The organism is Paraburkholderia hiiakae, assembly GCF_904848665.1.
Lineage (GTDB): Bacteria > Pseudomonadota > Gammaproteobacteria > Burkholderiales > Burkholderiaceae > Paraburkholderia > Paraburkholderia hiiakae.
The window spans coordinates 29,388-55,681 of sequence record NZ_CAJHCQ010000020.1 but is presented as its reverse complement, the minus strand read 5'-3'; the positions used below and the strand labels follow the sequence as shown (position 1 = coordinate 55,681).

Sequence of the window (26,294 nt, the reverse complement as noted above, 5' to 3'; positions counted from 1 at the left end):
ACATCATGCGCCGATTGTGCGTTGATCGTGCTTCGCCGGTGCATCGGTTGGCGCATGCCGTGCGTGACGTCTAACCGCCTGATTCTGCGGGTCGCGCTGCCTGCCGCAATCCTCGTGCCGCGAGGTTCGTCACGCCCGTCCTGTCATGCCCGGGGGCTCTGGAGTGTCGTGTCGTGGTCGCGCTTCGCACGCGCCTGGCGGTCCTCGCGAATCGCCTCGAGCATTTTCTCCAGCAGCGCGATGTCGAACGGCTTCGATAGCACACGCACATCGGCATTGCGCGTGCGCTCGAGCTCCTCCGCGTAACCCGTCACGAGGATCACGGGCAGTTCCGGCTCGAGCCCCTGCAGCGCCTCGGCCAGATCGATGCCGTTCATCGTCCCCGGCATGTGGATGTCGGAAAGCACGAGGTCGAAGCGCGGGGTGTGCTCGCCCTCGGCAAGCGGCGCTTCGACCCGTTGCAGCGCGCTCACCGCATCGCTCGCGCAGGTCACGCGGTGGCCCATCATCTGCAGGAGCGCCTCGGTGCCGGCCGCAACTTCGTCGTTGTCCTCCACGAGCAGCACGTTCAGCCCATGCTGCACCTGGGCGCTCTCCTCGCGCGGCTCGCTCGGACGTTGCGCGGGCGGCTCGGCGAGCGAGCGCGGCAGATACAGATGCACCGTCGTGCCCGCGCCAATCGCGCTGTCGATCGCGGCGAGACCGCCTGTGCGCTCGCAGAACGCAAACACCTGCGGCAGCCCGAGACCGGTGCCCGTGCCCTTCGATTTGGTCGTGTAGAGCGGCTCGAACGCGCGCGCGAGCACGTCCGGCGGCATGCCTGTGCCGGTGTCTTCGAGCATGACGTGCACGAAGTCGCCGTCGAGCGGAAGACCTTCGTCGGGCCGGAAGCTGATGTTGCGCGCACGCACGGTGAAGCGGCCGCCGTTAGGCATCGCGTCGCGCGCATTCACGGCGAGATTGATGAGCGCAAGTTCGAATTCGGCCACATCGACGAGCACGGGCCACACGTCGTCATCGACGTTGACGACGAGCGATACCTTCGCGCCCAGCGACGCGCGCAACAGTTCGCGGGCCGCAGGCAGCCAGCGCCCCACATGGATCGTTTCATTGCGCAGCGGCTGCTTGCGCGCCACACCGAGCAACTGGCGCGTGAGCGACTGGCCGCTCTTGAGCGCGCGCTCGACCGCCGAGAGTTCGCGCTCGAAGCCTGCCGCGCCGCGCCGCCGCGCGATCTGCACGTTGGCCGAGACGATCATCAGCAGGTTGTTGAAGTCGTGCGCGACACTGCCCACGAGGTTGCCGAGCGCTTCCATCTTGCGCGATTGCCGGTAGGCGGATTCGATCGAACGGCGCATCGAGGCTTCGGCCTGCCAGCGCTCCCACGCCTCCTCTTCGGCGGCGAGGCGCCGCAGCGAAAGCCAGATCACGCACCACAGCGCGATCGACGGCGTGAACATCGAGATGATGAGCACGCTCAGATGCCGGTACCAGGCCGCCCAGATCGCCGGTGTGCGATACGCGCAGGTCACGTAGACGGGGTATGCGCCCACGCGCCGGAACGCGAGGATCACGTTGCTGTCGAGCAGCGTGGAATGCATGCGCACGACGCCGGACTCCGTGCCGCGCAGCAGCGCTGCGCCAAGCGGCGAGCGCGGCGTGATCACCGACGCGTCAGCGCGCGGCGGCGGATCGAAGGCGAGGATCGTGCCGTCGCTGCGCACGAGGCCGAGCGACATCGGCGAATCGGGGCCGAGCAGGTCGCGGTAGAACGAGCTGAAATAGCCGGGGCGCAACGCGACCGAGACAAGACCCGCGAACGCGCCGGCGTCGTTCAGACGCGCCACGCCCATGTTGAACACGGTCTCGCCGCTCACCTGGCTCTGCATCACGCGCGAGACGTGGTCGATCACGCGGCCGTCGCGGATGCCGGTGAAGTCGTCGCGCGCGGCGATCGACACCGACGGCGGCGGCGAGTAGCGGCTGCTCGCGAGCAGGCCACCGTCGCTCCCGAAAATCGACACCGCGGCCACCTGCGGGTAACCGCCGCCGATCGCGTCGAGTTTCTCGTGGATCTGCGGCTCGCTGGCGCGGATGCCGTCGTCGTTCAGGCCGCGCACGAGGTCGACCACGCGCGCGTCGAGCGCCTCGTTCATGTCGAACACCTTGAGCGCGTGCTCTTCGGCCACGCGCACGGTGCGCAGCGTGGTGTCGGTGGCGTCGGCTTCGCGCGCGCTCAGGTCGCTGTATGCCATGGCGGCCACGTAGATGCACGGCAGCACGATTGCCGCGACGAGCAGCGCGAGCAACGTGCGTCGGCGCACCGTGAAGTCGTGGCCCGGCGCGGCCGGAAACGGGGCGTCGTCGGCAAGGGGCGGCAGGGGGGTGCGTTCGTCTGGCCGCTCGGGCCGGTCAGCAATCATCGTACGGAAAAGCAGGGAAAAGACGGCGGGGCATGCGACATGATAAACGACCGTGATGACGCTCCGACGGCCAGCGGATGCCCGGCGCGCCGCACGCATCGTCTGGCAAGCACGCCGCCCAGGGGTTTTCCTCTTCCTTCATGCCGAATGCGCGAAAATCGGCGTAGCGCAAACGTACCACAAAGGGATAATCGACGCCCTTTATTTAATGTGTGGATAATTTATTCCCATAAATTAGCCGGAATGAGTCGATTTTGTTCGTTGATCGATTAACGGCGAGTTGCATTTGATTGAATTTGATTCGAGAATCGCGGACACGATAAATAACGCATTCGCATGTAAGCCATGGTCGCCGCAAAGGCGCATGGCCATGCTACGGGGTGGCTGCAGGCATGCAGACGAGGGCCTTCACGACCGGCGCACGGGTTGCCGGCATCCATTGGGCTAGCGGGGGGCGACGGCGCGGCCGTGCGCCTTGTGTCGCCACGCCAGCGCGCGGATCCGTTCATGCGCTATGCATTATTCGGCGGCTTCGCAATTTTCTTTGAAGTTTTCCCTAAAGTAATTGCCCGCGCCGCCGTTAATCCGTCGAAACGCACTCCGTCCAACGCACACTCATTCAGCATATCCATGTCCTTGCCCATCGTGATCGCCGATGACTCGCTGTTAGCCCGCAAGGTGCTCACGAAGGCGCTGCCCGAGGACTGGGACGTTGCGATTTCGTACGCGTCGAACGGACACGAAGCGCTCGCGCATTACCGCGCCGGTCGTGCGGCCGTCATGTTCCTCGACCTCACGATGCCCGACATGACGGGCTTCCAGGTTCTCGAAGCGTTGCAGCACGAAGACCTGAACACGTTCGTGATCGTCGTTTCAGCGGACATCCAGCCTCGTGCCCGTGAGCGCGTGCAGGCGCTCGGCGCGGCGGCGTTCGTCGCAAAGCCGGTAACCCAGGAGGCGCTGCTGCCCATCCTGAAGGAGTACGGGTTGTATGCCTGATCGAGTGTTCACGGAACTCCAGCGCGACGCGCTCCAGGAGATCGCCAATCTCGGCATGGGGCAGGCAGCGACGCGACTGTCGGGGCTGCTCAATGCGTTCATCGAGCTTTCGGTGCCGCGCGTGCGCGTGGTCGCCGTCTCCGAGGCCGCGGCGGCGCTGCGCGAGATGACCGGGATCGACGGCCCGGTCGCGGCCGTGCGCCAGGGCTTTCGCTCGGAGATCAAGGGCGAGGCACTGGTGATCTGCCGCAGCGGCGAGATCGCCGAGCTGGGCAGCCTGGTCGGCGGCCCCTACGCCACGATCGGCGACGACGCGCTTACCGAGGAAGAGCTGATGTTCGACGTCGCCAACGCGCTCACGGGCGCGTGTGTCTCGTCGATGCTCGACCAGCTCGGCCGCATGCCGGTGTTTTCGCAGCCGGGCCTGCTCGGCGAGGCGATCATGCTCGACGAGGTGTTCCAGCCGGGCCTGCTCGCCTGGGACGTCGCGCTGCTCGTCGAAGTCAATTTCGCGCTGGAAGACCAGCGCTTTCGGGCCCACCTCGTCATGCTGATGGCCGAGGAATCGATCCATGTCGTGAGCCGGGCCATCGACGCGTTGTTACATAGCCTATGAACGAGCCAGCCGGGTTGCCATCGCTATCGGATCTCGTGGTCGAACGGGTAGGTTTCGGCATTTTCGTGGTCGATCGCGACATGAACGTGCTGAGCTGGAACCGCTTCATGCAGGACCACAGCGGCGTGACGGCCGAGGACGTGCTCGGCCGCTCCCTCTTCGAGCGCTTCCCCGATCTGCCGCGCGCGTGGCTCACGCGCAAGGTGGAGAGCGTGTTCCAGCTGGGCAGCTTCGCGTTCAGCTCGTGGGAGCAGCGCCCGTATCTGTTCCAGTTCGACCATGACCGGCCGATCACAGGCGGCGTGGACTACATGCAGCAGGACTGCACCTTCATGCCGCTCATGCGCGGGCGCGACGTGATCGCCGTGTGCGTGACCCTCTCCGATGTCACGCACGTGAGCGTCATGCAGCGCGAGCGCGAGGAGGCCGTGGCCAAGCTGCGCGAATACGCCGATCGCGACGGCCTGACCGGCATTGCGAACCGGCGCTTTTTCGAAACGCGCCTCGCCGACGAATTCACGCGCTGGCAACGTTACGGCGGCGAGCTTTCGATGCTGCTGTTCGACCTCGACCACTTCAAGCGCATCAACGACGAATTCGGCCACGTGGCCGGCGACACGGTGCTGCGCTCGATGGCGCAGCGCGTGTCGGGCGTGGTGCGCAAACAGGATGTGTTCGGGCGCTTCGGCGGCGAGGAATTCGCGCTGCTGTTGCCGTGCACGCCGCTGGACGACGCGCTCTACGTGGCGGAGAAGATCCGCCGCACGATCGGCGACGAGCCGATCGAGGTGCAGGGCGTGATCGTGCCCGTGACGGCCAGCGTGGGCGCCGCCACCGCGCGCACGGGGGCGCCCGACTACGAAGGCATGATCAACGAGGCGGACGCCGCCCTCTACACCGCGAAGCGCCAGGGGCGCAACCGCTCGGTCGCGCTCGCCTGAGACTTGCCGGGGCGCCGACCGCTCCCGGCTCAATCAGCCTCATCGCCCCTGGCTCCCGGGCTACGCGCCCCTGTCTCGACTACGGGTCGCCCTGCGCGGGCCGCCCTGCGCGGGTCGCCCCAAAGGTTGCTATACTTTTGGCCGTTTCCGGCCTTGCGCGCCCCTTGGCGGGCAATTTTAGGGTCGGGTGCCTCGCGCGTGTCCGCGCGCGCGGGCGACCCGCGGCAATGCGGGCCCGAATAGAGTCGAACGCCCGTTGAGGGCGCCCCCAGCGGAGATCGTCTTGGCTGTTTCCAATCTCGTCGTGGACGATACACAACAAACCGACGCCGCCGCCGCTTCGTCGGGCAGTTCGTTTTATCTGGCGATGCGGATACTGCCTCCTGCGCAGCGCGACGCCATGTATCAGGTCTACGCCTTTTGCCGCGCTGTCGACGACATCGCGGACAGCGACCTGCCGCGCGCCGAGCGCGCGGCGGGGCTCGACCAATGGCGCGCCGACATCGATGCGTGCTACGCCGGCACGCCGCGCCCCTCGCTCGCGGCGCTCACGCGTCACATCCATACGTTCGGGCTTCAGCGCGGAGACTTCCACGCGATGATCGACGGCATGGCCATGGACGCCGCCGAGGACATCTGCGCGCCCGACGAGGACACGCTCGACCTGTACTGCGACCGCGTGGCGAGTGCCGCGGGCCGGCTGTCGGTCAGAATTTTCGGGATGCAGGAGGAGCCGGGCCGCTTGCTCTCGCACCATCTGGGGCGCGCGCTGCAGCTCACCAACATCCTGCGCGACATCGACGAAGACGCGGACATCAACCGCTGCTACCTGCCGCGCGAGCTGCTCGCGCGCGAAGGGATCGCAGCGGGCAATCCGCACGCGATTGCCGCCGACCCGTCGCTGCCGCGCGTGTGCGAGACGCTCGTGCAACGCGCCCGCGCGCACTTCGCGCAAGCCGACGCGATCATGGACGCCGCGCCCCGCGCGCAAGTGAAAGCGCCGCGCATCATGTCGGGCGTCTATCGCGTGCTGCTCGAGCGCACCGTGGATCGCGGCTTCGACCTGCCGCGCACGAAAGTCAGCAAGCCGCGCGCACGGCTGATGTGGATCGTCGCGCGTTACGCGTTGTTCTGATGCCTCGGCTAGTCCACGTCATCGGCGCTGGGCTTGCGGGCCTCGCGACGGCCGTGCGGCTTCAGCGGCGCGGCGTGCAGGTGGCGCTCTACGAGGCCGCCGGCCAGGCAGGCGGGCGCTGCCGCTCGTACTACGACCGCACGCTTTCGGCGACGCTCGACACGGGCAATCATCTGGTGCTGGCGGGACATGCGCGCACGCTCGAATACGTGCGCACGATCGGTGCCGGCGACGCGCTTTCCGGCCCCACCGAGCCAGGCTTCGCGTTCATGGATATCGCGGCGCGCTCGCGCTGGACGGTGCGCTTCTCGCGCTCGCGCATGCCGTTCTGGATCGGCGATTCGCGCTCGCGCGTGCCGGGTACGCGTGCCGCTGACTATCTGGGGCTGCTGCCGCTGTTGTTCGCCAAGCCAGGCCGCACGATGGCGCAGACCATGCGCTGTGAAGGCGTGCTGTGGGACCGGCTGCTGCACCCGTTTTTTCTCACGGCGCTCAATGTCGAGCCGCGCGTCGGCAGTGCGGAGCTGGCGGGCGCGATGCTGCGCGAGTCGCTCACGGCAGGCGGCGAGTCGTTCCGGCCGTTGGCGGCGCGCGGTGGGCTTTCCAGCGCGTTCGTCGATCCGGCCTTGCGCATGCTTCAGCACGGCGGCGCGGCGATTCGCCTTGACTCGCCGCTCAGGGAGATCGTGTACGACGACACGGCGGCCCGCGTCGCCGCACTCGATTTTGCAGACGGGCGCATCACGCTCGCTCCCGACGAAGCCGTGGTGCTGGCCGTGCCCGGTGAGGCCGCCGCCGCGCTCGTGCCGGCGCTGCAGGCCCCGCAGCGCCACAATGCGATCGTCACGGTGCACTTCGCCGTGTCGGCGCCGCCTGGCCTCGTGACGCCCATGGCGCTCGTCAACGGCACGGCCCACTGGCTGTGCGCGGCCGAAGGGCGACTCTCGGCGACGATCCACGACGCGCACGGCGTGCTCGACCTCGATCCCGAGGAAATCGCGCGCCGCGTGTGGGCCGACGTGGCCGAGGCGGCCTCGCTGCCGCTCGAGCCGCTGCCCGCCTGGCGGGTGTGCGCCGATGCGCGCGCGACCTTCGCCGCGGTGCCCGACGAGGAGTGGCGCCGTCCCGCGACGCGCACGCGCTGGAACAATCTGATGCTTGCAGGCGACTGGACGGCTACCGGTTTGCCCGCAACGATCGAAGGAGCGATCCGCTCGGGCCGCAAGGCCGCCGAGCTGCTCCTGACCGAAAATTTGGAACGTAGATGAACGATTTATCCCAAGCCACGCCGACCGAAGACCTCGCCAGCAGCCTCAGCGGCGCTGACGTTGCCGAAGCGTCGGCCGTGGCGATGCCCACTCCCACGTTTGCCGACGAGACGGCTGCAGCGGTCGCCGCACCGTGTGTACCGCCCGCATCGCTCGAAGCCGCCGTCGCGCGCGCGACCGACGCGATCCTCGCCGACCAGCGCGCCGATGGCCATTGGGTCTACGAACTCGAAGCGGACGCCACGATCCCGGCCGAATACGTGCTGCTCGTGCATTACCTCGGCGAAGAAGCGAATCTCGAGCTCGAACAGAAGATCGCGCGCTACCTGCGCCGCATCCAGTTGCCGGAAGGCGGCTGGCCGCTCTTCACCGACGGCGCCATGGACGTGAGCGCGAGCGTGAAGGCTTACTTCGCACTCAAGATGATCGGAGACGCCGAAGACGCCGAGCACATGGTGCGCGCGCGCGAGGCGATTCTCGCGGCGGGCGGCGCGGAGCAGGTCAATGTGTTCACGCGCATCCTGCTTGCGCTCTTTGGCGTGGTGACGTGGTACGCAGTCCCGATGATGCCCGTCGAGATCACGCTGCTGCCGCAGTGGTTCCCGTTCCATCTTTCGAAGGTGTCGTACTGGGCGCGCACGGTGATCGTGCCGCTGCTCGTACTGGGCGCGAAGCGCCCGGTCGCGCGCAACCCGCGCGGCGTGCGCATCGACGAGCTGTTCCGCGGCGCACCGGTGAGCGTGGGCCTGAACGCGCGCTCCCCGCATCAGAGCAAGGGCTGGTTCGGCTTCTTCCGCGCCGTGGACGGCGTGCTGCGCGTGACCGATCCGCTCTTTCCGACCTACCTGCGCCAGCGCGCGATCGACGCCGCGGTCGCGTTCGTGGACGAACGCCTGAACGGCGAGGACGGTCTGGGCGCGATCTTCCCGGCCATGGCCAACGCCGTGATGATGTACGACGTGCTGGGCTATCCCGCCGATCATCCGCATCGCGCCATCGCGCGCCAGGCGCTCGAAAAGCTGGTGACGATTCACACAGAGGAAGCGTACGTCCAGCCCTGTCTTTCGCCGGTGTGGGACACGTCGCTTGCGGCGCACGCGTTGCTGGAGACTGGCGACGCGCGTGCCGAGGAAGCTGCGCGCCGCGGCCTCGAATGGCTGCGTCCGCTGCAGATTCTCGACGTGCGCGGCGACTGGATCTCGCGCCGCGAGGCGGTGCGTCCGGGCGGCTGGGCGTTCCAGTATGCCAACCCGCACTATCCCGACGTCGACGACACGGCCGTGGTCGTGGCCGCGATGGATCGCGTGGACAAGCTCGACAACACGAAGGCCTACGACGCCCCGATCGCCCGCGCGCGCGAGTGGGTGGTCGGCATGCAGAGCAGCAACGGCGGCTGGGGTGCGTTCGAGCCGGAAAACACGCAGTACTACCTGAACAACATCCCGTTCTCGGACCACGGGGCACTGCTCGATCCGCCGACCGCCGACGTCTCGGGCCGCTGCCTGTCGATGCTCGCGCAGCTCGGCGAACTGCCTGCCGCGAACGAGCACGCGCGCCGTGCGTACAACTACCTGCTCGAAGAGCAGGAGGCCGACGGCAGCTGGTATGGCCGCTGGGGCATGAACTACATCTACGGCACGTGGACGGCGCTGTGCGCGCTCAACGCGGCCGGCCTCGCGCACGACGACCCGCGCATGAAGCGCGCGGTGCAATGGCTCGTGCAGATCCAGAACGACGACGGCGGCTGGGGCGAAGACGGCACGAGCTACAAGCTCGAATACCGCGGCTACGAGCGCGCCACGAGCACCGCTTCGCAAACGGCGTGGGCGCTGCTCGGGCTGATGGCCGCGGGCGCGGTCGATCATCCGGCGGTCGCGCGCGGTATCGAATACCTGCAGAAGACGCAGCAGGAACATGGCCTTTGGGACGAAACGCGCTTCACGGCCACAGGTTTTCCGCGCGTGTTCTATCTGCGCTACCACGGCTATCGCAAGTTCTTCCCGCTGTGGGCGCTCGCGCGCTACCGCAACCTCAAGCGCGCGGGCGTGACGCGCGTCACGGTCGGTCTGTGAGCGCGGCGGCGGGTGTCAAGGCGCGCGCCTTGCCGGTGATCGCGGTGACGGGCATGGCCTTCGAGGCGAGCATTGCCGCGGGCAAAGGCCGGGACGGCGTGCGCGCCGTCTACGCCGCGCGCGCGGATCTCCTGCAAAGCGCGCTCGCGGCGGCGCTCAAGGACGGCGCGGCGGGCATCGTCAGCTTCGGCACGGCGGGCGGTCTTGCGCCCGATCTCGAGCCGGGCACCCTGGTGATCGCGCAAGCGATCGACGGCCCGTTCGGGCGCGTTGCGACCGATCCCGCCTGGAGCGCACGCATGGCCGACGCGCTGATGGCCTCGCCGCTCGCCGCGAAAACCCGGCGCGGCGTGGAGGCAGCCGTTGCCGCGCCGCTTACCGGTGCGGCGGACAAGGCGGCACTGTTCGGCGCGTGCGGCGCACTCGCCGTCGACATGGAATCGCATCTGGCTGCGGCAGCGGCAGCCGCGCATGGCGTGCCGTTCGCGGTGTGCCGCGCGATCGTCGATCCGGCCTGGCGCAGCCTGCCGAGGGCGGCAATGGCCGGCTTGCGCGACGACGGCACGACGGCGGTGTTCCCCATCCTGCGCGAACTGGCGCGCGACCCGGCGCAACTAGGCGGCTTGCTGCGCGTGGCGGCGGATGCGAAAGCCGCACGCCAGTCGCTGAGCGCTGCGCGCCAGGTGTTGACGGCCAGCGGCGCTTTTTTCCCTACGTGATCTTCGCGGGCTATTGAAATACCTAGGGTAAACCCCTATCTCTGGTAACATCTCAGTGTTAACCCTAGGATCATCTCAGCGAGTCTGGGGACGAATCACATTTCGGGGAGTTACCAGCCATGAATTTTCATACTCGCAAGTGGGTCAAGCCTGAAGACCTGAATCCGAACGGCACGTTGTTCGGCGGCAGTCTGCTGCGCTGGATCGACGAAGAAGCGGCGATTTACGCGATCTGCCAGCTCGACAACCAGCGCGTGGTGACCAAGTTCATGTCCGAGATCAACTTCGTGAGTTCGGCGCGTCAGGGCGACATCATCGAGCTCGGCATAACGGCCACGGATTTCGGTCGCACGTCGATCACGCTGCGCGCCGAAGTGCGCAACAAGATCACGCGCAAGAGCATTTTGACGATCGAAAAGATGGTGTTCGTGAACCTCGGCGCGGACGGCGTGCCGGCCCCGCACGGCCGCGAACGCATCCGCTATGCCGACGAAGCCTACGAGCGCTATCGACAGGCCGTGCAGACGTCGGCGGACGCCACGGCTATGGCAGCAGCGGCAAACGAGGCGGAGCGCCTGGCCGAGAGCGAGGACGCTTCGGTGCATTGAGCGGTACGCACGGCGCGAACGAAAAACCCGGCAACCTGGAAAGGTTGCCGGGTTTTTTTCGTCTTCACGCTGTCCGCCCGCACACGGGCGGCTGCTATATCGAGTTCAGGGCGCCGACGCCGGTTTCGCAGGCGCTGCCGTCACACCGGATGCCGGCGCAGCAGCCGAAGCCGCAACAGGCGCCGATGCCGTAGCCGGTGCGGAAGCGGCCGGTGCCGCCGCCGCCACGCCAGCCGTACCCGCCGCCGCAGCAGCACCTGGACCTGCGCCAGCCGCTGCTGCACCCGTCGTCGCCGCGCCGCTCGCGGCAGCGGCCACGGCGGCACCCGCCGCGCTCCCCTCGCCCGGATCCTCGTAGTTCGGCAGACCATTGTTCGAAGCGCCGGAACCGCCGGTGGCACCTGCGCCGCCGCCCGCACCACCCGACTCGCCCGGGTCCTCGTAATTGGGCGCACCGTTCTCGTTCGGCGCTCCCTCCCCGCCCGGCTCGCCGTAATTGGGCAACGCCGCATTGTTGCCACGCCCGGCGCGAATCAGCGATTCGCGTTGCTGGCGGTACGCGTCGCGCACAAACGAATACGGATCGAGCGCGGCCTGCTTGAGCAGGTCGGTCGCGCCGAGCAGGTCGGCGCGCGCGCTAATGAACTGCGCGAGATACATCGGATTGCGCACCGCCGGCTCGAAGTAGTTGATGACGTTGAATTTCACGTCCACGGCCATGCCGATGCCGTCGCGCACCGAGCTCGGCCCGAACAGCGGCAGCACGAGATACGGGCCGGCCGGCATGCCGTAGTGGCCCATCGTGAGGCCGAAGTCCTGGTGATGCTTGGGGAGCCCCGCCGCCGTCGCGAAGTCGATCAGCCCGCCCAGACCGAAGGTCGTGTTCATCGCAATGCGCATGAGATCCTCGACGGCGTCGGTGATCTTCAGTTGCAGCAGGTTGTTTGCGAGGTTGTCGACGTCTCCGATGTTCGAGAAGAAGTTCGTGATCGCCTGGCGCAGCGGCTGCGGCGTCACCTTCTGGTAGCCCTTGGCGACCGGCTGCGCGACGTAGGTGTCGAGTTTGTCGTTGAACGTGAAAATCGCGCGATTCGCGGGCTCGAACGGATCGCCCGGCTTGCGGTCGGGGCCGGTGGCGCAACCCGACGTCACGAGGAGCGCCAGGCCAGCCGCCGCCATGGTGAGCGCGGCTTGATTCTTCTTCATTGGTCGATCCCCTGAATTTCCGATCTTGCGCGTTTTGCGCGCGGCTTGCCCATCAGCACCGGCTGGAATACCACGGCGCCTATCAGCGTACAGAACAAGGACAACGCGAGCAGCTTGCCCATGCTCGACGTGCCCGGGTGATGCGATAGCCACAGGCTCCCGAACGCCGTGGCCGTGGTCGCGGCGGAAAAGAGCACAGCGTGTGTGAGGCTCGAATGCAGGAGGCCGGTTTGCCCCGCGCGCCAGGCCATCACGAAATAGATTTTGAACGCGACGCCGACGCCGAGCATCAGGGGAAGCGCGATGATGTTCGCGAAATTTAGCTGAATTCCAAATACCACGCACAGTTCGAGCGTAACGAGCGCCGATACCAGCAGAGGAATGAGCGTGCGCAGCACGTCGCCGAAATTGCGCAGCGTGATCCAGAGGAGGGCCGTGATGACCAGTACCGACCAGCCCGCCGCCTGGAAGAACGCGAGGATGATCACGTTCGCCGAGTGCAGGATCGAGATCGGGCCGCCGATCGCGTTGGGCTCCGCCGCCTTCACGGCGTGTGCGAAGCGCGCGAGCATCACGTCGTCGTTGGAATCGACACCCGGCGGCACGCGCGGCGCCACGTCGACGATCGCCTGGCCAGTCGGCGCCACCCAGTCGCGCGCCATCTCGGGTGGCAGGTTTTCACGCGTGATTTCCGTGGGCTGCAAGAGGCGCGCGAGCTGCGCGAAGGCGAGCTTGAGCGTGAGGCTGAAAGCGGTTTCCGCGCGCTCGCGCGTGGCCGGGCTCGCGTTCGCGAGCTTGTTGAGCGAGTCGGACAGATGCTGCGCCTCGGCCGCGCCCGGCCCTGGATGATCGCTCGCGGCGAGCGAGAGCTGGTTGGCCGCGCGCTTGAGCGTCTGCACACGCACTTCGTCGGTCACGGGCGTGGACGGCTGCTGCGTGAGCGCAGGCAGAAGCTGCTGTGCGGCGCTCGAGATCAGCATGAGCTTTTGCTGCTGATCGTCGGGAATGAGCGAGCTGAGCGTGGTTGCGCGCGCCACCTCGGGCAGCTTCGAGAGCCGCGCGGCGATCTTGTCGGCTTCTTCGAGCGACGGCGCGAGCACGCTCACGTCGTTGATCGAGATGACGGGCGAGTTCTTGAGCGCGAGCAGCGTCGCCATCGACTCGGTATGCGGATCCTTCAGATGCAGCGGGTTGAAGTCGAAGCGCAGATGGAACAGCAAAGGCGTCGCGCCCACCACGATGACGAGCGTGGTGAGCAGCACCGGCTTGCGATGCTCGGCGAGCCACGTGTCGACCGGTGCGAGGAACGCGAAGCCAGGCGAGGCGCGCTCGCCCCTGGGGTTGAACACGAGGATGAGCGCCGGCAGCACCGTCATATTGCAGACATACGCCACGAACATGCCCACGCCCGCGATCTGCCCGAGTTCCGAAAGGCCCTTGTACGCGGTGGGCAGGAAGGAAAAGAAACTTTCGGCCACGGCGATCGCCGCGAGCGTGAGCGGCACGCCGATGGTGCGGGCGGTCTTGAGGAGCGCGGCGTCGAGCCGCTCGTCCTGAAAGCGCTCCTCGCGATACTTCACGCCGAACTGCACGCCGAAATCGACGCCTAGCCCGACGAACAGCACCATGAACGCGACCGAGAGCATGTTGAACGAGCCGATCATCATGAGGCCGAGCGCGGCCGTGATGACGAGGCCGATCACGAGCGTGATGAGCGTTGCGCCGATCAGCTTGCCCGAGCGCAGCGCGAGCCACAGGATGGCGAGCACGACGATGATCGTGATCACGCCGTTGAGCGCGGCGCCGTCCTGAACCGAGGCGAACTCGTCATCGGCGAGCGGCTGTTCGCCCGTGAGGCGCACGCGCGCGCCGAATTCGGTGTCGAGATGAAGCGAGGCGGCGGTCGCGCGGATCGCCTCCGCTGCGTTCGCGCCCGCCTTGAGCGCGGCGAAGTTGAGCACCGGCTGCACGGTGACGAACGCGAACGCGGGCTTCGTCGCCGAGTCCTTGTCGACGAGCGCGCGCCACGAGAACGCAGCGGGCTTGCCGGCCAGGACCTCGTCGACGACGTTGGCGGCGCTGCCAAGCAGATTTGCCATTTGCGGCAATTTGATCTGACCGATCGTGAGCGGCAATTGCAGTGTGGTCGTGAGCGTACCGGCAAGACCCGCGAGGCTTGGGTCCTTCGCGAGCTGGTTCACGAGCGGGCGCGCCTGCACGAGCTGGCCCGTGGTCGAGAGCACGGTGGCCGTGGACGGAAAGAGCAGGCCGTTGTGCTGGAAGAACGGGCCGCCCGCGGGCTGCGAGACGGCGCTGAATTCGCGCGAGTCGGCTTTGAGCGCCTGCGCGAGCTTGTCGGCGGCGGCGTCGGCGAGCTCGGGCGCGTCGGCTTCGACGACCACGAGCAGCGAGCTCGCGCGTTGCGGGAACGCCTTGTCCTTGGCTTCGCTCAACGCGGCCCATTGGGCCGTGTTCTCGACGAGACCGCTGACGTCGGTGTTGATCTTGAAATTTCTTGCGACGTACACGCCGGAGAGCACGGCAAGCACGATTGCAAGTGTGATCACCCACGCCGCGCGGCGCACCGACCAGGCGACGAGGCTAATGATGAATGGCTTGAGCATACAGGCGAGGGGGCCCTGTCAATTAGGTTCTTTGACGCGAAGCGCACAAGTATACCGGCCCCGCCCGTCCCGGCGCGGCTCACGCACTCCGAGCGTCGGGCGGCGCCTGGGCAGCGTATGCGCCAAAGCCGTTATACTGGCTCAGCCGGCCGCGCGACGGTTGCGTGAATGCACTGAAGCGCGCGCACTGAACCGCACTGTACCGGCGCCTGAATTTCACTGTTCCAGAAGAGCGTATGAAACGTTACCTGACCGCATTTTTCGTCGCCGCCTTTTTCACGGGCGTTTCGGGCGCCGCGTTCGCGCAGACCTCGCCGGACGCCACTGTCAAAGCCGCCGTGGAAGGCACCGTGAAGGCGATGCAGGCCGACCCGAAGGCGCGCGGCGGCGACATGAACCAGATCACCCAGGTGGTCGAGACCCATTTCGTTCCCGCCACGGACTTCAAACGCACCACGCGTATCGCCGTTGGCAAACCCTGGGCGACGGCCACGCCCGAACAGCAGCAGAAGCTGTATGAGCAATTTCAACTCCTGCTCGTGAAGACTTACGCATCGTCGCTCTCGCAACTTCGCGATACTCAGGTGAACTTCAAGTTCGCGCCCTCGAACACGGGTGCCGCCGCGAAGGACACCGTAGTGCAGTCGCACGTCCTCAGCAACGGCGGCGACGACGCCATCGACTACCGTCTCACGCAAACGCCCAACGGCTGGAAGATCTACGACATCAACATGATGGGCGCGTGGCTGATCCAGGTCTACCAGACGCAATTTGCCGACCAGATCGCCAAGGGCGGCATCGACGGGCTCATCAAGTTCCTCGTCGACCACAACGCGCGCAGCTGATCGCCGACCAGTGGTTGCACACGCATTGTGCCTTTCGTGGGCGCTCCGGGTAATCCGGAGCGCCCTTTTCACTTCCTGCGGTGCTCCACCGCGAACTTGATCAACTCCGCCTGGCCTTCGATCTCCAGCTTGCGCTTGAGATTGAGCCGGTGCGTTTCCACCGTGCGCACCGAGAGCCCCTCGCGCTGCGCGATCTGCTTGCTCGATAGCCCTTGCGCCAGCGCGTCGAGAATGTCCCGCTCGCGCGGCGTGAGCCGCTCCACTGGCGTGCTGCGTGCCGACGCCTGGATCATGCGCGCACTCAACCCCGCGCTGAAGTACGTGCGCCCGGCCAGCACCGCCTCGATCGCCCGGATGATCTCGGTGGCCGGCGAATCCTTGAGCACATAGCCGCTTGCGCCCGCGCGCACCGCCTCGGTCACGTATTCGATGTTGTCGTGCATCGAAAGCATGAGCACGCGGATAGCCGGAAAGCGCTCGTGGAAGATGCCCGCAAGCGCGATGCCGTTCACGCCGGCCATGCCCACGTCCATCAGCACGAGATCGGGTTCGAGCGACGCCGCGAGCGCAATAGCCTCGTCGGCGTTGCCGGCCTCGCCTGCCACCTCGAAACCCGGCACGGCTTCGAGCCGCGCGCGCAGGCCGTCGCGCACGAGAGGATGGTCGTCCACGAGGACAAGGCGCGCGGGTCTCGCGCCAGGGCTGGTCAATTCGTTCACGTTTGCATTCGTCGGCGTCATGTCGGCGTTCCTGATACGGCGGCGGCTTTGGGTGCGGCATTGGACGCAACAGGCACCCATGCGGTGACGAGCGTATGGCCAGGCTGCGAGGTGATGTCGAGGCGGCCGCCCAGCGACTCCAGCCGCTCGCGCATGTTGCGCAGGCCCAGACCCGCGCGCGGGTCGGCCAGCGCGTGCGCCACATCGAAGCCGCGGCCATTGTCGGCAATGCCGAGCGTCACGCCACTCTCCGCGACCTCCAGCGTAAGTGCGGCGCGCGCCGCTTGCGCGTGCCGCACGATGTTGGTAAGCGCTTCCTGCGCAATGCGAAAGAGCACCGTGTTGACGGCGTCGGGCAGCGCGCTCGCTTGCGCTTTCCTGCTCGCAGGCTTCGGCGCGGCTTGCGTGAAGGCGATCTCGATGCCCGTTTGCTCGGCCAGTTCGCGCGTGAGTTGCTCCAGCGCGGCGCCGAGGCCCAGGTCGTCGAGCATCGAGGGGCGCAGCGCGTGCGAGATGCTGCGCACTTCGCGCAGTGTGTCCGACAGCCGCGAGAGGCCGGTGGCGAGCGACGCTTCGGCGGCGGGCACGCGCGTTTCGCCGCGCTCGAAGCGCGCGAGCGCCGACTCCAGCAGCAGCTTCACCGAAACGAGCATCTGGCTAATGCCGTCGTGCAGTTCGCGCGAGAGCCGCGCGCGCTCCTGCTCCTGCGACTCGACCACCTGCTGCGCAAGGCGCTTGAGCTTGGCGTCGGTGCTGCGGTGTTCGCTCACATTGAGCACGAGCGCGCCGAGCGCGATCACGAGTACGCCCGCGAGTGCGATCACGCCGAGCCACTGAATGGTGTGCTCGATATTCGCGGAGGCGCGCTCGTCGATGTGCGCGAGCGTCGAATCGACGTCGTCGAGATAGATGCCGGTGCCGATCATCCAGCCCCAGCGCGGCAGCGGCACCACATAGCCGAGCTTCGGCGCGAGCTTGCCCGTGGACGGGCGGTGCCACATGTAGCGCACGTAGCCGCCGCCGCGCTGAGCTGCGGCAATCAGCTGCTGGATCGTGAGGGCGCCTTGTGGGTCGCGCAGGTTCCAGAGATCCTGGCCGACGAGAGCGGGCTCGCGCGGATGCATGAGCGAGCGGCCATGCATGTCGTAGACGAAGAAATAGCCATCGGGGCCGAAGTCCATCTTCTGCAGCACGGCTAGCGCGGCTAGCTGGCGGTTGGCTTCGTCGGCGGGAGCGGGCAACGCGGCGCTGGCGTTCGCCTCGGGCGCGTAGAGCGGCGCGATGGCGCTCGTTGCCAGCTCCACGTAGTGACGCAGCTCGATCTCCTTGCTCGACAGATAGGCGCTTTGCATGGTCGCGTGCTGCGTTTGGGCGAGCTGCGTGGCCTGCTGGCGCACGCCGATCCCGATGCCGGCAATGGCGGCGAGGAACGGCACGACCGCGAGCAGGAAGATTTTCGTCTTCAGGCGGCGCTCGGCGAAGAAAAATGGGGCTGGCATGACGATGTTCGGGAGCTGAGTCTTCAAGCATAACCGGGCGTGCACGGCGGGGCGATAGCCGTCGACAATGAGGCCAACTACAAGGCGGCGTACGCGGACGCTGCGCTCTCCGACTCGCCGCGCAAGATTGCGCCCGTACGCGACGTGTTGCGCGGCGGGTATGACTGTCGTTGAGTACACAACGAACTGTGGTCTTTCCTACGTAATTCTACGTAGCGCGCTTACGTAGTTGTCCGGTTGTGGCTGACGGTCTGAAAGCGAATACTACGGCCCACGACATGGCGCAATGCGTCATGCATGCGCCGGCATCCGACGGCGCACACACGCGCGGACTCGATTCCGGGCATAAAACCAAAACCATGGAACGGAGACACCGCATGAGTCGGACATCCAGTTTTGTCGTCTGGACGTTGGTCGCGCTGCTTGGCGCGTTCGCGTTCGGCACCATCGCGCTCGCGCACGGCGAGCGAATCAGCGCACTGTGGATCGTGATCTGCGCCGTGTGCGTCTATCTGATCGCGTATCGCTTCTACAGCCGTTTCATCGCGAGCACTGTCCTGCAGCTGGACGGCCTGCGCATGACGCCGGCCGTGCGCCACAACGACGGGCTCGACTACGTGCCCACCAACAAGTACGTGCTGTTCGGCCATCACTTCGCGGCGATCGCAGGCGCGGGGCCGCTCGTGGGCCCGGTACTGGCCGCGCAGATGGGCTACATGCCCGGCATGCTGTGGATTCTCGCGGGCGTGGTGTTCGCGGGCGCCGTGCAGGACTTCGTGGTGCTGTTCCTCTCGACGCGCCGTGACGGCCGCTCGCTCGGCGACCTCGTGAAGATGGAGCTGGGTCCCGTGCCCGGCGTGATCGCGCTGTTCGGCACCTTCCTCATCATGATCATCATTCTCGCGGTGCTCGCGCTGATCGTGGTGAAGGCGCTCACGAACTCGCCGTGGGGCACGTTCACCGTGGCCGCGACGATTCCCATCGCGATCTTCATGGGCCTCTATGTGCGCTACATCCGCCCGGGCAAGATCGGCGAGATCTCGATCATGGGTTTCGTCCTGCTGATGGCTTCCATCGCCTTCGGCCAGCACGTGCATGATTCGCCCACGCTCGCAGCCTGGTTCACGTTCACGGGCACGCAGCTCACGTGGATTCTGATCGGCTACGGCTTCGTCGCTTCGGTGCTGCCGGTGTGGCTGCTGCTCGCGCCGCGCGACTACCTCTCGACGTTCCTGAAGATCGGCACGATCCTCGCGCTCGCGATCGGCATTCTGATCGTCGCGCCGGAACTGAAGATGCCGGCCTTCACGAAGTTCATCGACGGTACGGGCCCGGTCTGGTCCGGCAACCTGTTCCCGTTCCTCTTCATCACGATCGCGTGCGGCTCGGTGTCGGGCTTCCATGCGCTGATCTCGTCGGGCACGACGCCCAAGCTGCTCGATAACGAAACCAACGCGCGCTTCATCGGTTACGGCGCGATGCTGATGGAGTCGTTCGTCGCGATCATGGCGCTCGTCGCCGCGTCGGTGATCGAGCCGGGTGTGTACTTCGCGATGAACGCGCCGCTCGCCGTGCTCGGCACGACGCCGGACGCCGTCGCCCAAACCGTGGGCCACTGGGGCTTCGTGCTCACGCCGGAGATGCTTACGCACACCGCGCAGGCCGTGGGCGAGACGACCATCGTCGCGCGCGCGGGCGGCGCGCCCACGCTGGCCGTGGGCATGGCGCAGATTCTGCACCAGGTGGTGGGCGGCGAAGCGATGATGGCGTTCTGGTATCACTTCGCCATCCTGTTCGAAGCGCTCTTCATCCTGACCGCCGTCGACGCGGGCACGCGCGCCGGCCGCTTCATGCTGCAAGACTTGCTCGGCACGTTCCACCCGTCGCTCAAGCGCACGGAGTCGCTGCCGGCCAACCTGATCGCCACTGGCTTGTGCGTGGCCGCGTGGGGCTACTTCCTCTATCAAGGTGTGGTCGATCCGCTCGGCGGCATCAACACATTGTGGCCGCTCTTCGGTATCTCGAACCAGATGCTCGCCGGTATCGCGCTGATGCTCGGCACCGTCGTGCTGTTCAAGATGAAGCGCGAGAAATTCGCATGGGTGACCGCGGTGCCGACGGTGTGGCTGCTCATCTGCACGCTTACTGCAGGCTGGCAGAAGATTTTCGACAGCAACCCGAAGGTGAGCTTCGTCGCGCACGCGCAGAAGCTTTCGGCGGCGATCGCGGAAGGCAAGATCGTCGCGCCCGCGAAGTCGCTCGAGCAGATGCAACGCATGGTCTTCAACGACTACGTGGACGCCGCGCTGTCGGGCCTGTTCATTTTCGTGGTGGTGAGCATTGTCGTGTATGGCCTGATCGCGATTGCGCGCGCACGTCGCATCGACCGCCCGACCGTGCAGGAAACGCCTTACCAGGCGATGCCGGCTGGCGGCGCGGCCGTCGCGACGAATCGCGTCCATTGAATCGACGCTACGCTACTGAACGGAGCACACCATGTTCTCGGGACTTCGCGACAACGTACAAACGGCTGGGCGCTATCTCGGCCAGGCCATGCGGTTGATGGTCGGTCTGCCTGACTATGAGGGCTACGTCGCGCATATGCGTGCGACGCATCCCGACCGCCCGGTGATGACCTATGAGGCGTTCTTCCGCGAGCGGCAAAACGCCCGATATGGATCGGGCGCGGGGAAGTGCTGCTAACGCCCGACTGAGCGGATACGTTCAAGGCAAGGCGCGACGGCGAAGGCCGTCGCGCCTTTTTTTACGCCTGTAATTGGCCCGGTTCGGGGCGCTATCAAAAAGCGCTCAATTCTCGCAGTGCGGCTGCCGTTAACTTTGACGAAGCTCCACACCAATTCGACGCACGACGCCGCACGTGCGGCGCGCACGGATTCGAATCGTCAGGAATCGGACTGCGTGTTTGCCGTGGTGGCAACATTGCACCTTCAACACCTGCACCGTAAGGTGTACGAATCAAAAAATCTTTCATGATCTTGCATCGAATTGGCGCAGCAATGCTCGCGGCCGCCCTCACCGCAACGGTTACGCCTGTTTGCGAAGCGCAATACTCCACCGACTGGATCGCGAACACCTACGGCACCAGCGCGACGCACGTGGGCAACGTGGCCCGCTCGATGTGGGTCGCGCCCGAAGGCGTGATCTATACGTCGTCGATGTGGGATGAAAACGAAGGCGGCGTGGCGATCTACCAGAACGGCCAGAGCCTCGGTTCGATCGGTGGGCACGGCGACTTCCAGGGCGGCGCGATCACGGGCAACGCGACCTCACTGTTCGTCGCGATGCAGTACAACACGACGTATGGCAGCGGCAACGTCGGGCGGTACAACCGCGCGAGCGGCGCGCGCGACCTGCTCATCGCCGTGAGCGCCGATACGACCGAAAAGCTCGCCGATGTCATCACCGGACTCGCGACCTCCGGCTCACTGCTCTATGCAAGCGATTTCCCCGGCAACCGCGTGCGCGTGTACACCACGGACGGCGTCTGGCAGCGCGACATCAGCGTGACGGGCCCAGGCGCGCTGACGCTCGACGCGAGCGGCAATCTCTGGGTCGCGCAAAAAAGCGCGAGCGCCGTGCTCGAATTCAGTGCCGGTGGCCAACTCTTGAACACGATCCAGTTGGCGTCCACTGCGCGGCCATCGTCGCTGTACTTCGATTCGCAGACCTCACAGTTGATGATCGGCGACTCGGGGCCCGACATGAACATCAAGAACTTCACCGTAACGGGCACGCCCTCTCAAACGGGCACGTTCGGCATTCAGGGCGGTTATCTCGACACGACGGCGGGCATCAAGGGGCAGGTGGGCGACAAGCGCTTTACACGCGTGGCCGGTATCGGCAAGGATGCCGCGGGCACGCTGTACGTGCTGAACAATCCGTGGGGCGGCTCGTGGGACCTCGGCCGCAACGGCGGCACCGATCTGCAGGCTTACGATGGCACCGGCACGCTGCGCTGGAAGCTTCAGTCGCTCAACTTCGAAGGCAACGCGGCGCCGGATCCGGGCACCGATGGCGCGATGTTCTACGGCGGCATGAACCTGTATTCGGGCACGGCCGGCGGCACCTTCGTCGCCAACACCATCGATCCGTTCACGTATCCATCCGATCCGCGCATCAATCTCGCGGACACCGCGCGCGGCGAGCATTTCGCGCAAGTGGCGAGCGTGGGTGGGCAGCGCATTCTCGTGGCCGCCGGTCAGAACCCCGATACGTTCTACTTCTTCCACTTCAACGCGGCGAGTGGCTATATCGCCATTCCCGATTACACGCTGCCGGGGTCGGCGTTCAATACGGCGGCCCCGGTGCGAAACGGCTTTTGCCTCGACAGCCGGGGCGGCCTCTGGGTGGGCCTCGACAAGACCAACGTCATTTCCCACTACCCGCTGACCGGCTTCGACTCGACTGGCAAGCCGCTCTGGGGCGCCGCGCTCACGACGCCGATTCCCGCCACGATCTCGCGGCTCACGCGCATCGTCTACCTGCCCGAAAGCGACACGATGATACTCACGGGAGAGGACGCCAGCATGACTGATTGGACTGCGGTCGGCACGCGCGTCGAGGTGTATCACGGCTGGCTCGCTGGCAATACGAGCGCTCCGAATCCGGTGATTACGCTCACGAGCGCGAATCCCAAGTCCATTGCCGCCGCCGGTAACTATCTCTTCGTGGGTTACGTGCACACTGTGCCCAACATCGATGCCTTCAACCTCACCACGGGCGCGATCGACGCGACGCTCATCGATAGCAATCCGAATACGGTGTACGTGGGCAACGATGTGGATTCGATGTATGGCCTGCGCGCGTATCTGCGCTCGACTGGCGAGTATGTCGTGACGAAGGACAACTACAACGCCGCGAGCGCCGTGGTGTATCGATGGACGCCAGCGGTGGCGAGCGCAAGCGCGGCGGCGGCAACGGTATCGCCGTTTTAGCCTGAAGTGACGCATGAAGGGCGCGACGGTGTTGAGTCTGTCGCGCCGATTTCAGTGCGCATCGTCCTCTGCCTCGTGCAAATGCGCGTTCTTCAAGTCCTCTAAAAACGCACGCACGATCGGGCTATGCCGATTGCGCTTTTGCGTAACCACATGAAACGTGACCTCGTAGCTGAGCTGCTTCGGATTGAGCGCGGCGAGCAGGCCACGCCGCACATGCGGCGCCGCAAACTGCTGAGGCAGGTAGCCGAGATGGTGGCCGGAGAGAATCAGCAGCGAAACGGCCTCCATGTTGTCGGCCTGGGCGGTGACCTTGCTTTGTCTCGTCGAGTGCTGGGCCTCGGGCGTGGGATACGTGCGCCAAACCCATTCGAATTCCGCGGCCGCTAGCGGATCGAGCTGTCCCGCGCGTTCGAACAGCGGATGCCCGCGTCCGCAATACGCGATCTGCCGCTCGATGAAAAGCGGCGTGTATTCGAGCGTCGGCACGCGGTGCCAGAAATAGCCGACCGCAATCTGCGTCTCGCCATTGAGCAACTGCTCCTCTAGTTCACCCGGCGACTTCACCGAAATCGAGAAACGCACCGCTTCGTCACGTTGCCGGAACGAAGCGATCGCCTCGCTGATGCGCGCGTTCTGGCTGGTCGGCGTATGGCCGATCAAGCCGATGCTCAATGTCCCCACGAGCTTGCGGTCCAGGTGCCGCGCCTTGAGCGTGAAATCCTCCGCTGCGGCGAGCAGCGTGATCGCCAGTTCGTAAAGGCGCTCCCCTTTTTCCGTCAGCCTGAAGCCGCTGCGCCCACGCTCGCAGAGCCGGTAGCCGAGCCGGGTCTCGAGCGTCGAAAGTTGGGCGCTGATGGTGGGCTGGCTCACGTTCAGCGTGGTCTGCGCAATGCTGACACCGCCGGCGTCCGCCACGGCGACGAAGACGCGCAGCAGGCGCAGATCGAGATCGGTCAGGCTGCCGAGCATGGATTCTCCGGGGAAAACATCGATACATAGATCGTAATCTATGTGAACAACGACGGGATCGTTATTCATCTTTCATTGATGCGCGCTTACAACTGCGGCTATGGCCGTTTCGAATGATACGGCACGGTAAATGAAAGTGGAGCGTCGTAATGTCTGATCAATACTTCCAGCCGCTCAGCGGCAATGCCATGCCCCGCTGCGGCGGGATCGCGACGATGATGCGTCTGCCGCAGGTCGAGAACGCATCGGGCCTCGATGCCTGTTTCGTAGGCGTGCCGTTCGATCTCGGCACCTCGAACCGCACCGGTGCGCGCTTCGGCCCGCGTCAGGTTCGCTCGGAGTCCGTGCTGCTGCGCCCGTACAACATGGCGACGCGCGCGGCGCCGTTCGATTCGCTGCGCGTGGCCGACATTGGCGACGTCGCGACGAATCCCTACAATCTCGCCGATTCGATCACACGCATCGAAGCCGCCTACGACGCGATCCTCGAACATGACTGCCGCCCGATCTCGCTCGGCGGCGATCACACGATCACGCTGCCGATCCTGCGCGCGATCCATCGCAAGCATGGCCGCGTGGGCCTCATCCATGTGGACGCGCACGCCGACGTCAACGACACGATGTTCGGCGAAAAGATCGCGCATGGCACGCCGTTTCGCCGCGCCGTGGAAGAAGGGCTGCTCGACTGCGATCGCGTCGTGCAGATCGGTTTGCGCGGCACCGGCTACGAGGCCGAGGACTTCGACTGGTGCCGCCAGCAAGGCTTCAAGGTCGTGCAGGCCGAGGAATGCTGGAACCGTTCGCTGGCGCCGCTGATGGAAGAGGTGCGCGCGCGTGTGCAGGGCGGACCGGTCTACGTGAGCTTCGACATCGACGGCATCGATCCCGCCTATGCGCCGGGCACTGGCACGCCGGAGATTGCCGGGCTGACCGTGCCGCAGGCGCTCGAGATCATCCGCGGCTCGTGGGGGCTCGATATCGTCGGCGCGGATCTCGTGGAAGTGGCGCCGCCGTACGACCCGTTCGGCACCACGGCGCTGCTCGGGGCCAATCTCGCGTTCGAACTGCTTTGCGTGCTGCCGGGCGTGAAGCGCCGCGACTGAGCGGTCGCGCCCCGCCACCCGAAAACACTACGAAAATCTGGAGACAAGCAGCATGAATGCCCACGAAAACGCCGGCCTCGCGGCCGAGACGGCCGGTCTCGAAATCGAGAGCCGGTCAATCGATTACATTCCGGAACGCGAGCGTCACGCGAAACTCAGCAGCCAGGGCCCGTTCTGGTTCCTCGGTAACTTCCACTTCTTCACCATCTCCATCGGCTTCGTTGGCCCGAGCATGGGCCTTTCCGCCGGCTGGACCACGCTGGGCGGCGCACTCGGCATCATGTTCGGCACGATTTTCATGGCGTTCCACGGCTCGCAGGGCCCGGAGATGGGCCTGCCGCAGATGATCCAGTCGCGCGCTCAGTTCGGCTATCGCGGCGTCGCGCTCGCGCTGCTTGCCACGCTTTTCGTGTTCGTGGGCTTCAACGTCGTGAACATCTCGCTGATCATGGACGGCCTGAAGAACGTGTTCGGCGTGAATCCTTCCGTGGTCGCGATCGTGGCGGCAGTCGCGGGCGGCGCACTCGCGATCTACGGGCACGACGTCATGCACAAGGCGTTCAAGTGGGCGTTGATCGCGACGCTGCCGCTCTATGCGTTAGTTACGATTGCGCTCGCGTTCGGCGCGGGCAAGGGTGCCGCTCCCATCGCTGCCGCTGCATCGGGTGCGGGTGCGCACCTCGGCTTCAACTGGGTCGCGTTCCTCACGCAGTTCGCCATTGGCGCGAGCTACAACATCTCGTACGCGCCGTACGTCTCCGACTACTCGCGGTATCTGCCGAAGCACACGAGCCGTGCGAAGCTGATCTCCGCGATTTTCCTCGGCGCCTCGCTCTCGGGCGCCTGGATGATCGGTCTCGGCGCGTGGCTCGCGCAGCAGTTGAAAGCCTCCGATGCGCTCGTCGCGCTCAATCAGGTCGGCGCTTCGCTGTTCCCTGGCTGCGGCAGCCTGCTCGTCATTGTTTCCGTGGCGGGCTTCCTGCCGATCATCGCGCTCAACACGTACAGCGCGATGCTCACGCTGCTCACGGGCGTCGACTCGTTCCGCAAGATCAAGCCCACGCGCCGCGCCCGCATTGGCGCGGTGATGACGATCAGCGCGATCCTGCTGGCGTGCACGCTGTCGATCAAGGGTAACGGCGTGGCGCTGCTCAACACGTTCCTGGTGCTGATGCTGTACTTCCTCGTGCCGTGGACCGCGGTGAATCTCGTCGATTACTTCTTCGTGCGCAAGGGCCGTTACGCGATCTCGCACTTCTTCACGCCGGACGGCATATACGGCGCGTGGCAGGCGCGGGGGATTGCCGCGTATCTGATCGGCTTCGCTTCGATGATTCCGTTCTTCGCCATTGTCGACAATGAGTCGGGCAAGGAAATCTTCGTCGGTTACTTCGCTCACCTGATGAGCGGTATCGACCTCGCGTGGCTCGTCGGGCTGATCGTGGCAGGCGCGACGTACTATGTGCTGAGCCGTTCGCTCGATCTGCGCGCGGAGGAGAAGGTGATTCGCACCATCAAGGAAAGCGATATCGTCGCGATGGCGCGGCAGTCGGCTGGGCATTGAAGGACGCGCGGCGCGCGAATCTGCGC

General features: G+C 65.9%; 20 protein-coding genes. 14 read left to right on the top strand and 6 right to left on the bottom strand.

Annotated elements, in window-relative coordinates; translation table 11 throughout:
• Positions 1-143: 143 nt before the first annotated feature.
• Positions 144-2,423, bottom strand: a complete 2,280-nt coding sequence (locus JMY28_RS29920) for a hybrid sensor histidine kinase/response regulator (protein WP_201699527.1) — start codon at positions 2,421-2,423, stop codon at positions 144-146.
• A 630-nt stretch (positions 2,424-3,053) separates the two neighbouring features.
• On the opposite strand from JMY28_RS29920, the gene JMY28_RS29915 reads away from it, so the two are divergent.
• The 8 genes from JMY28_RS29915 to JMY28_RS29880 all read left to right on the top strand — a co-directional run bounded on the left by JMY28_RS29915 (position 3,054) and on the right by JMY28_RS29880 (position 10,781).
• Positions 3,054-3,422: a response regulator gene (locus JMY28_RS29915; RefSeq protein WP_201699526.1), complete on the top strand. Its 369-nt coding sequence runs from the start codon at positions 3,054-3,056 to the stop codon at positions 3,420-3,422.
• The gene (locus JMY28_RS29910; RefSeq protein ID WP_110383369.1) at positions 3,415-4,038 is read left to right on the top strand and encodes a chemotaxis protein CheC; all 624 of its coding nucleotides are present in this window, start codon (positions 3,415-3,417) and stop codon (positions 4,036-4,038) included. The genes JMY28_RS29915 and JMY28_RS29910 overlap by 8 nt, the downstream gene beginning before the upstream one ends.
• On the top strand, positions 4,035-4,979 hold the full coding sequence (locus JMY28_RS29905) for a sensor domain-containing diguanylate cyclase (protein WP_201699525.1): 945 nt from the start codon (positions 4,035-4,037) through the stop codon (positions 4,977-4,979). Before JMY28_RS29910 ends, JMY28_RS29905 begins: the two co-directional genes overlap by 4 nt.
• A gap of 283 nt (positions 4,980-5,262) precedes the next feature.
• Positions 5,263-6,114 (top strand): presqualene diphosphate synthase HpnD, encoded by an 852-nt coding sequence (gene hpnD / locus JMY28_RS29900; RefSeq protein WP_201699524.1) that lies wholly within the window; start codon positions 5,263-5,265, stop codon positions 6,112-6,114.
• Positions 6,114-7,382: a hydroxysqualene dehydroxylase HpnE gene (hpnE, locus tag JMY28_RS29895; protein ID WP_201699523.1), complete on the top strand. Its 1,269-nt coding sequence runs from the start codon at positions 6,114-6,116 to the stop codon at positions 7,380-7,382. Before hpnD ends, hpnE begins: the two co-directional genes overlap by 1 nt.
• Complete coding sequence (gene shc, locus JMY28_RS29890; RefSeq protein ID WP_201699522.1) at positions 7,379-9,454, top strand: squalene--hopene cyclase; 2,076 nt, start codon at positions 7,379-7,381, stop codon at positions 9,452-9,454. The genes hpnE and shc overlap by 4 nt, the downstream gene beginning before the upstream one ends.
• Before the next feature lie 53 nt (positions 9,455-9,507).
• The gene (locus JMY28_RS29885; RefSeq protein ID WP_201699621.1) at positions 9,508-10,173 is read left to right on the top strand and encodes a phosphorylase; all 666 of its coding nucleotides are present in this window, start codon (positions 9,508-9,510) and stop codon (positions 10,171-10,173) included.
• 119 nt (positions 10,174-10,292) lie between these two features.
• Complete coding sequence (locus JMY28_RS29880; protein ID WP_201699521.1) at positions 10,293-10,781, top strand: acyl-CoA thioesterase; 489 nt, start codon at positions 10,293-10,295, stop codon at positions 10,779-10,781.
• 105 nt (positions 10,782-10,886) lie between these two features.
• Here the strand turns inward: JMY28_RS29880 and JMY28_RS29875 are convergent, their stop codons facing one another.
• Both JMY28_RS29875 and hpnN read right to left on the bottom strand, forming a co-directional pair.
• Entirely contained in the window at positions 10,887-11,987 is a 1,101-nt protein-coding gene (locus JMY28_RS29875; RefSeq protein ID WP_236597107.1) for an MlaA family lipoprotein, read from the bottom strand.
• Positions 11,984-14,611: a hopanoid transporter HpnN gene (gene hpnN / locus JMY28_RS29870; RefSeq protein WP_201699520.1), complete on the bottom strand. Its 2,628-nt coding sequence runs from the start codon at positions 14,609-14,611 to the stop codon at positions 11,984-11,986. The genes JMY28_RS29875 and hpnN overlap by 4 nt, the downstream gene beginning before the upstream one ends.
• Positions 14,612-14,847: 236 nt before the next feature.
• On the opposite strand from hpnN, the gene JMY28_RS29865 reads away from it, so the two are divergent.
• Complete coding sequence (locus JMY28_RS29865; RefSeq protein WP_201699519.1) at positions 14,848-15,456, top strand: MlaC/ttg2D family ABC transporter substrate-binding protein; 609 nt, start codon at positions 14,848-14,850, stop codon at positions 15,454-15,456.
• 68 nt (positions 15,457-15,524) lie between these two features.
• On the opposite strand, the gene JMY28_RS29860 is transcribed toward JMY28_RS29865, so the two are convergent.
• Positions 15,525-16,196, bottom strand: a complete 672-nt coding sequence (locus JMY28_RS29860) for a response regulator (RefSeq protein ID WP_201699518.1) — start codon at positions 16,194-16,196, stop codon at positions 15,525-15,527.
• Complete coding sequence (locus tag JMY28_RS29855; RefSeq protein WP_201699517.1) at positions 16,193-17,674, bottom strand: cache domain-containing protein; 1,482 nt, start codon at positions 17,672-17,674, stop codon at positions 16,193-16,195. The genes JMY28_RS29860 and JMY28_RS29855 overlap by 4 nt, the downstream gene beginning before the upstream one ends.
• A 377-nt stretch (positions 17,675-18,051) precedes the next feature.
• On the opposite strand from JMY28_RS29855, the gene JMY28_RS29850 reads away from it, so the two are divergent.
• The 3 genes from JMY28_RS29850 (at position 18,052) to JMY28_RS29840 (ending at position 22,629) form a co-directional block, all read left to right on the top strand.
• Entirely contained in the window at positions 18,052-20,139 is a 2,088-nt protein-coding gene (locus JMY28_RS29850; RefSeq protein ID WP_201699516.1) for a carbon starvation CstA family protein, read from the top strand.
• Positions 20,140-20,170: 31 nt separating this feature from the next.
• Positions 20,171-20,377, top strand: coding sequence for a YbdD/YjiX family protein (locus JMY28_RS29845; RefSeq protein ID WP_091995870.1), 207 nt, complete (start codon positions 20,171-20,173; stop codon positions 20,375-20,377).
• 287 nt (positions 20,378-20,664) lie between these two features.
• A complete protein-coding gene (locus JMY28_RS29840) occupies positions 20,665-22,629 on the top strand; it encodes an SMP-30/gluconolactonase/LRE family protein (RefSeq protein WP_201699515.1) in 1,965 nt (654 codons plus the stop codon).
• Between the two features lie 51 nt (positions 22,630-22,680).
• Here JMY28_RS29840 and JMY28_RS29835 read toward each other — a convergent pair whose 3' ends face one another.
• Positions 22,681-23,601: a LysR family transcriptional regulator gene (locus JMY28_RS29835; protein WP_201699514.1), complete on the bottom strand. Its 921-nt coding sequence runs from the start codon at positions 23,599-23,601 to the stop codon at positions 22,681-22,683.
• 149 nt (positions 23,602-23,750) lie between these two features.
• On the opposite strand from JMY28_RS29835, the gene speB reads away from it, so the two are divergent.
• On the top strand, positions 23,751-24,704 hold the full coding sequence (gene speB / locus JMY28_RS29830; RefSeq protein WP_201699513.1) for an agmatinase: 954 nt from the start codon (positions 23,751-23,753) through the stop codon (positions 24,702-24,704).
• 52 nt (positions 24,705-24,756) lie between these two features.
• Positions 24,757-26,268: a purine-cytosine permease family protein gene (locus JMY28_RS29825; protein WP_201699512.1), complete on the top strand. Its 1,512-nt coding sequence runs from the start codon at positions 24,757-24,759 to the stop codon at positions 26,266-26,268.
• The last annotated feature ends 26 nt before the right edge of the window (positions 26,269-26,294 follow it).

What these genes read in the sequence shown, in the direction of transcription:
- hpnE (WP_201699523.1), top strand. Translation starts at nt 6,114, where the DNA reads ATGCCTCGGCTAGTCCACGTCATCGGCGCTGGGCTTGCGGGCCTCGCG.
- JMY28_RS29825 (WP_201699512.1), top strand. Translation starts at nt 24,757, where the DNA reads ATGAATGCCCACGAAAACGCCGGCCTCGCGGCCGAGACGGCCGGTCTC.
- JMY28_RS29860 (WP_201699518.1), bottom strand. Translation starts at nt 16,196, where the DNA reads ATGACGCCGACGAATGCAAACGTGAACGAATTGACCAGCCCTGGCGCG.
- JMY28_RS29850 (WP_201699516.1), top strand. Translation starts at nt 18,052, where the DNA reads ATGAGTCGGACATCCAGTTTTGTCGTCTGGACGTTGGTCGCGCTGCTT.
- JMY28_RS29840 (WP_201699515.1), top strand. Translation starts at nt 20,665, where the DNA reads ATGATCTTGCATCGAATTGGCGCAGCAATGCTCGCGGCCGCCCTCACC.
- hpnN (WP_201699520.1), bottom strand. Translation starts at nt 14,611, where the DNA reads ATGCTCAAGCCATTCATCATTAGCCTCGTCGCCTGGTCGGTGCGCCGC.
- shc (WP_201699522.1), top strand. Translation starts at nt 7,379, where the DNA reads ATGAACGATTTATCCCAAGCCACGCCGACCGAAGACCTCGCCAGCAGC.
- JMY28_RS29905 (WP_201699525.1), top strand. Translation starts at nt 4,035, where the DNA reads ATGAACGAGCCAGCCGGGTTGCCATCGCTATCGGATCTCGTGGTCGAA.
- JMY28_RS29865 (WP_201699519.1), top strand. Translation starts at nt 14,848, where the DNA reads ATGAAACGTTACCTGACCGCATTTTTCGTCGCCGCCTTTTTCACGGGC.
- JMY28_RS29915 (WP_201699526.1), top strand. Translation starts at nt 3,054, where the DNA reads ATGTCCTTGCCCATCGTGATCGCCGATGACTCGCTGTTAGCCCGCAAG.
- JMY28_RS29855 (WP_201699517.1), bottom strand. Translation starts at nt 17,674, where the DNA reads ATGCCAGCCCCATTTTTCTTCGCCGAGCGCCGCCTGAAGACGAAAATC.
- JMY28_RS29910 (WP_110383369.1), top strand. Translation starts at nt 3,415, where the DNA reads ATGCCTGATCGAGTGTTCACGGAACTCCAGCGCGACGCGCTCCAGGAG.
- JMY28_RS29885 (WP_201699621.1), top strand. Translation starts at nt 9,508, where the DNA reads ATGGCCTTCGAGGCGAGCATTGCCGCGGGCAAAGGCCGGGACGGCGTG.
- JMY28_RS29845 (WP_091995870.1), top strand. Translation starts at nt 20,171, where the DNA reads ATGTTCTCGGGACTTCGCGACAACGTACAAACGGCTGGGCGCTATCTC.
- JMY28_RS29835 (WP_201699514.1), bottom strand. Translation starts at nt 23,601, where the DNA reads ATGCTCGGCAGCCTGACCGATCTCGATCTGCGCCTGCTGCGCGTCTTC.
- JMY28_RS29875 (WP_236597107.1), bottom strand. Translation starts at nt 11,987, where the DNA reads ATGAAGAAGAATCAAGCCGCGCTCACCATGGCGGCGGCTGGCCTGGCG.
- speB (WP_201699513.1), top strand. Translation starts at nt 23,751, where the DNA reads ATGTCTGATCAATACTTCCAGCCGCTCAGCGGCAATGCCATGCCCCGC.
- JMY28_RS29920 (WP_201699527.1), bottom strand. Translation starts at nt 2,423, where the DNA reads ATGATTGCTGACCGGCCCGAGCGGCCAGACGAACGCACCCCCCTGCCG.
- JMY28_RS29880 (WP_201699521.1), top strand. Translation starts at nt 10,293, where the DNA reads ATGAATTTTCATACTCGCAAGTGGGTCAAGCCTGAAGACCTGAATCCG.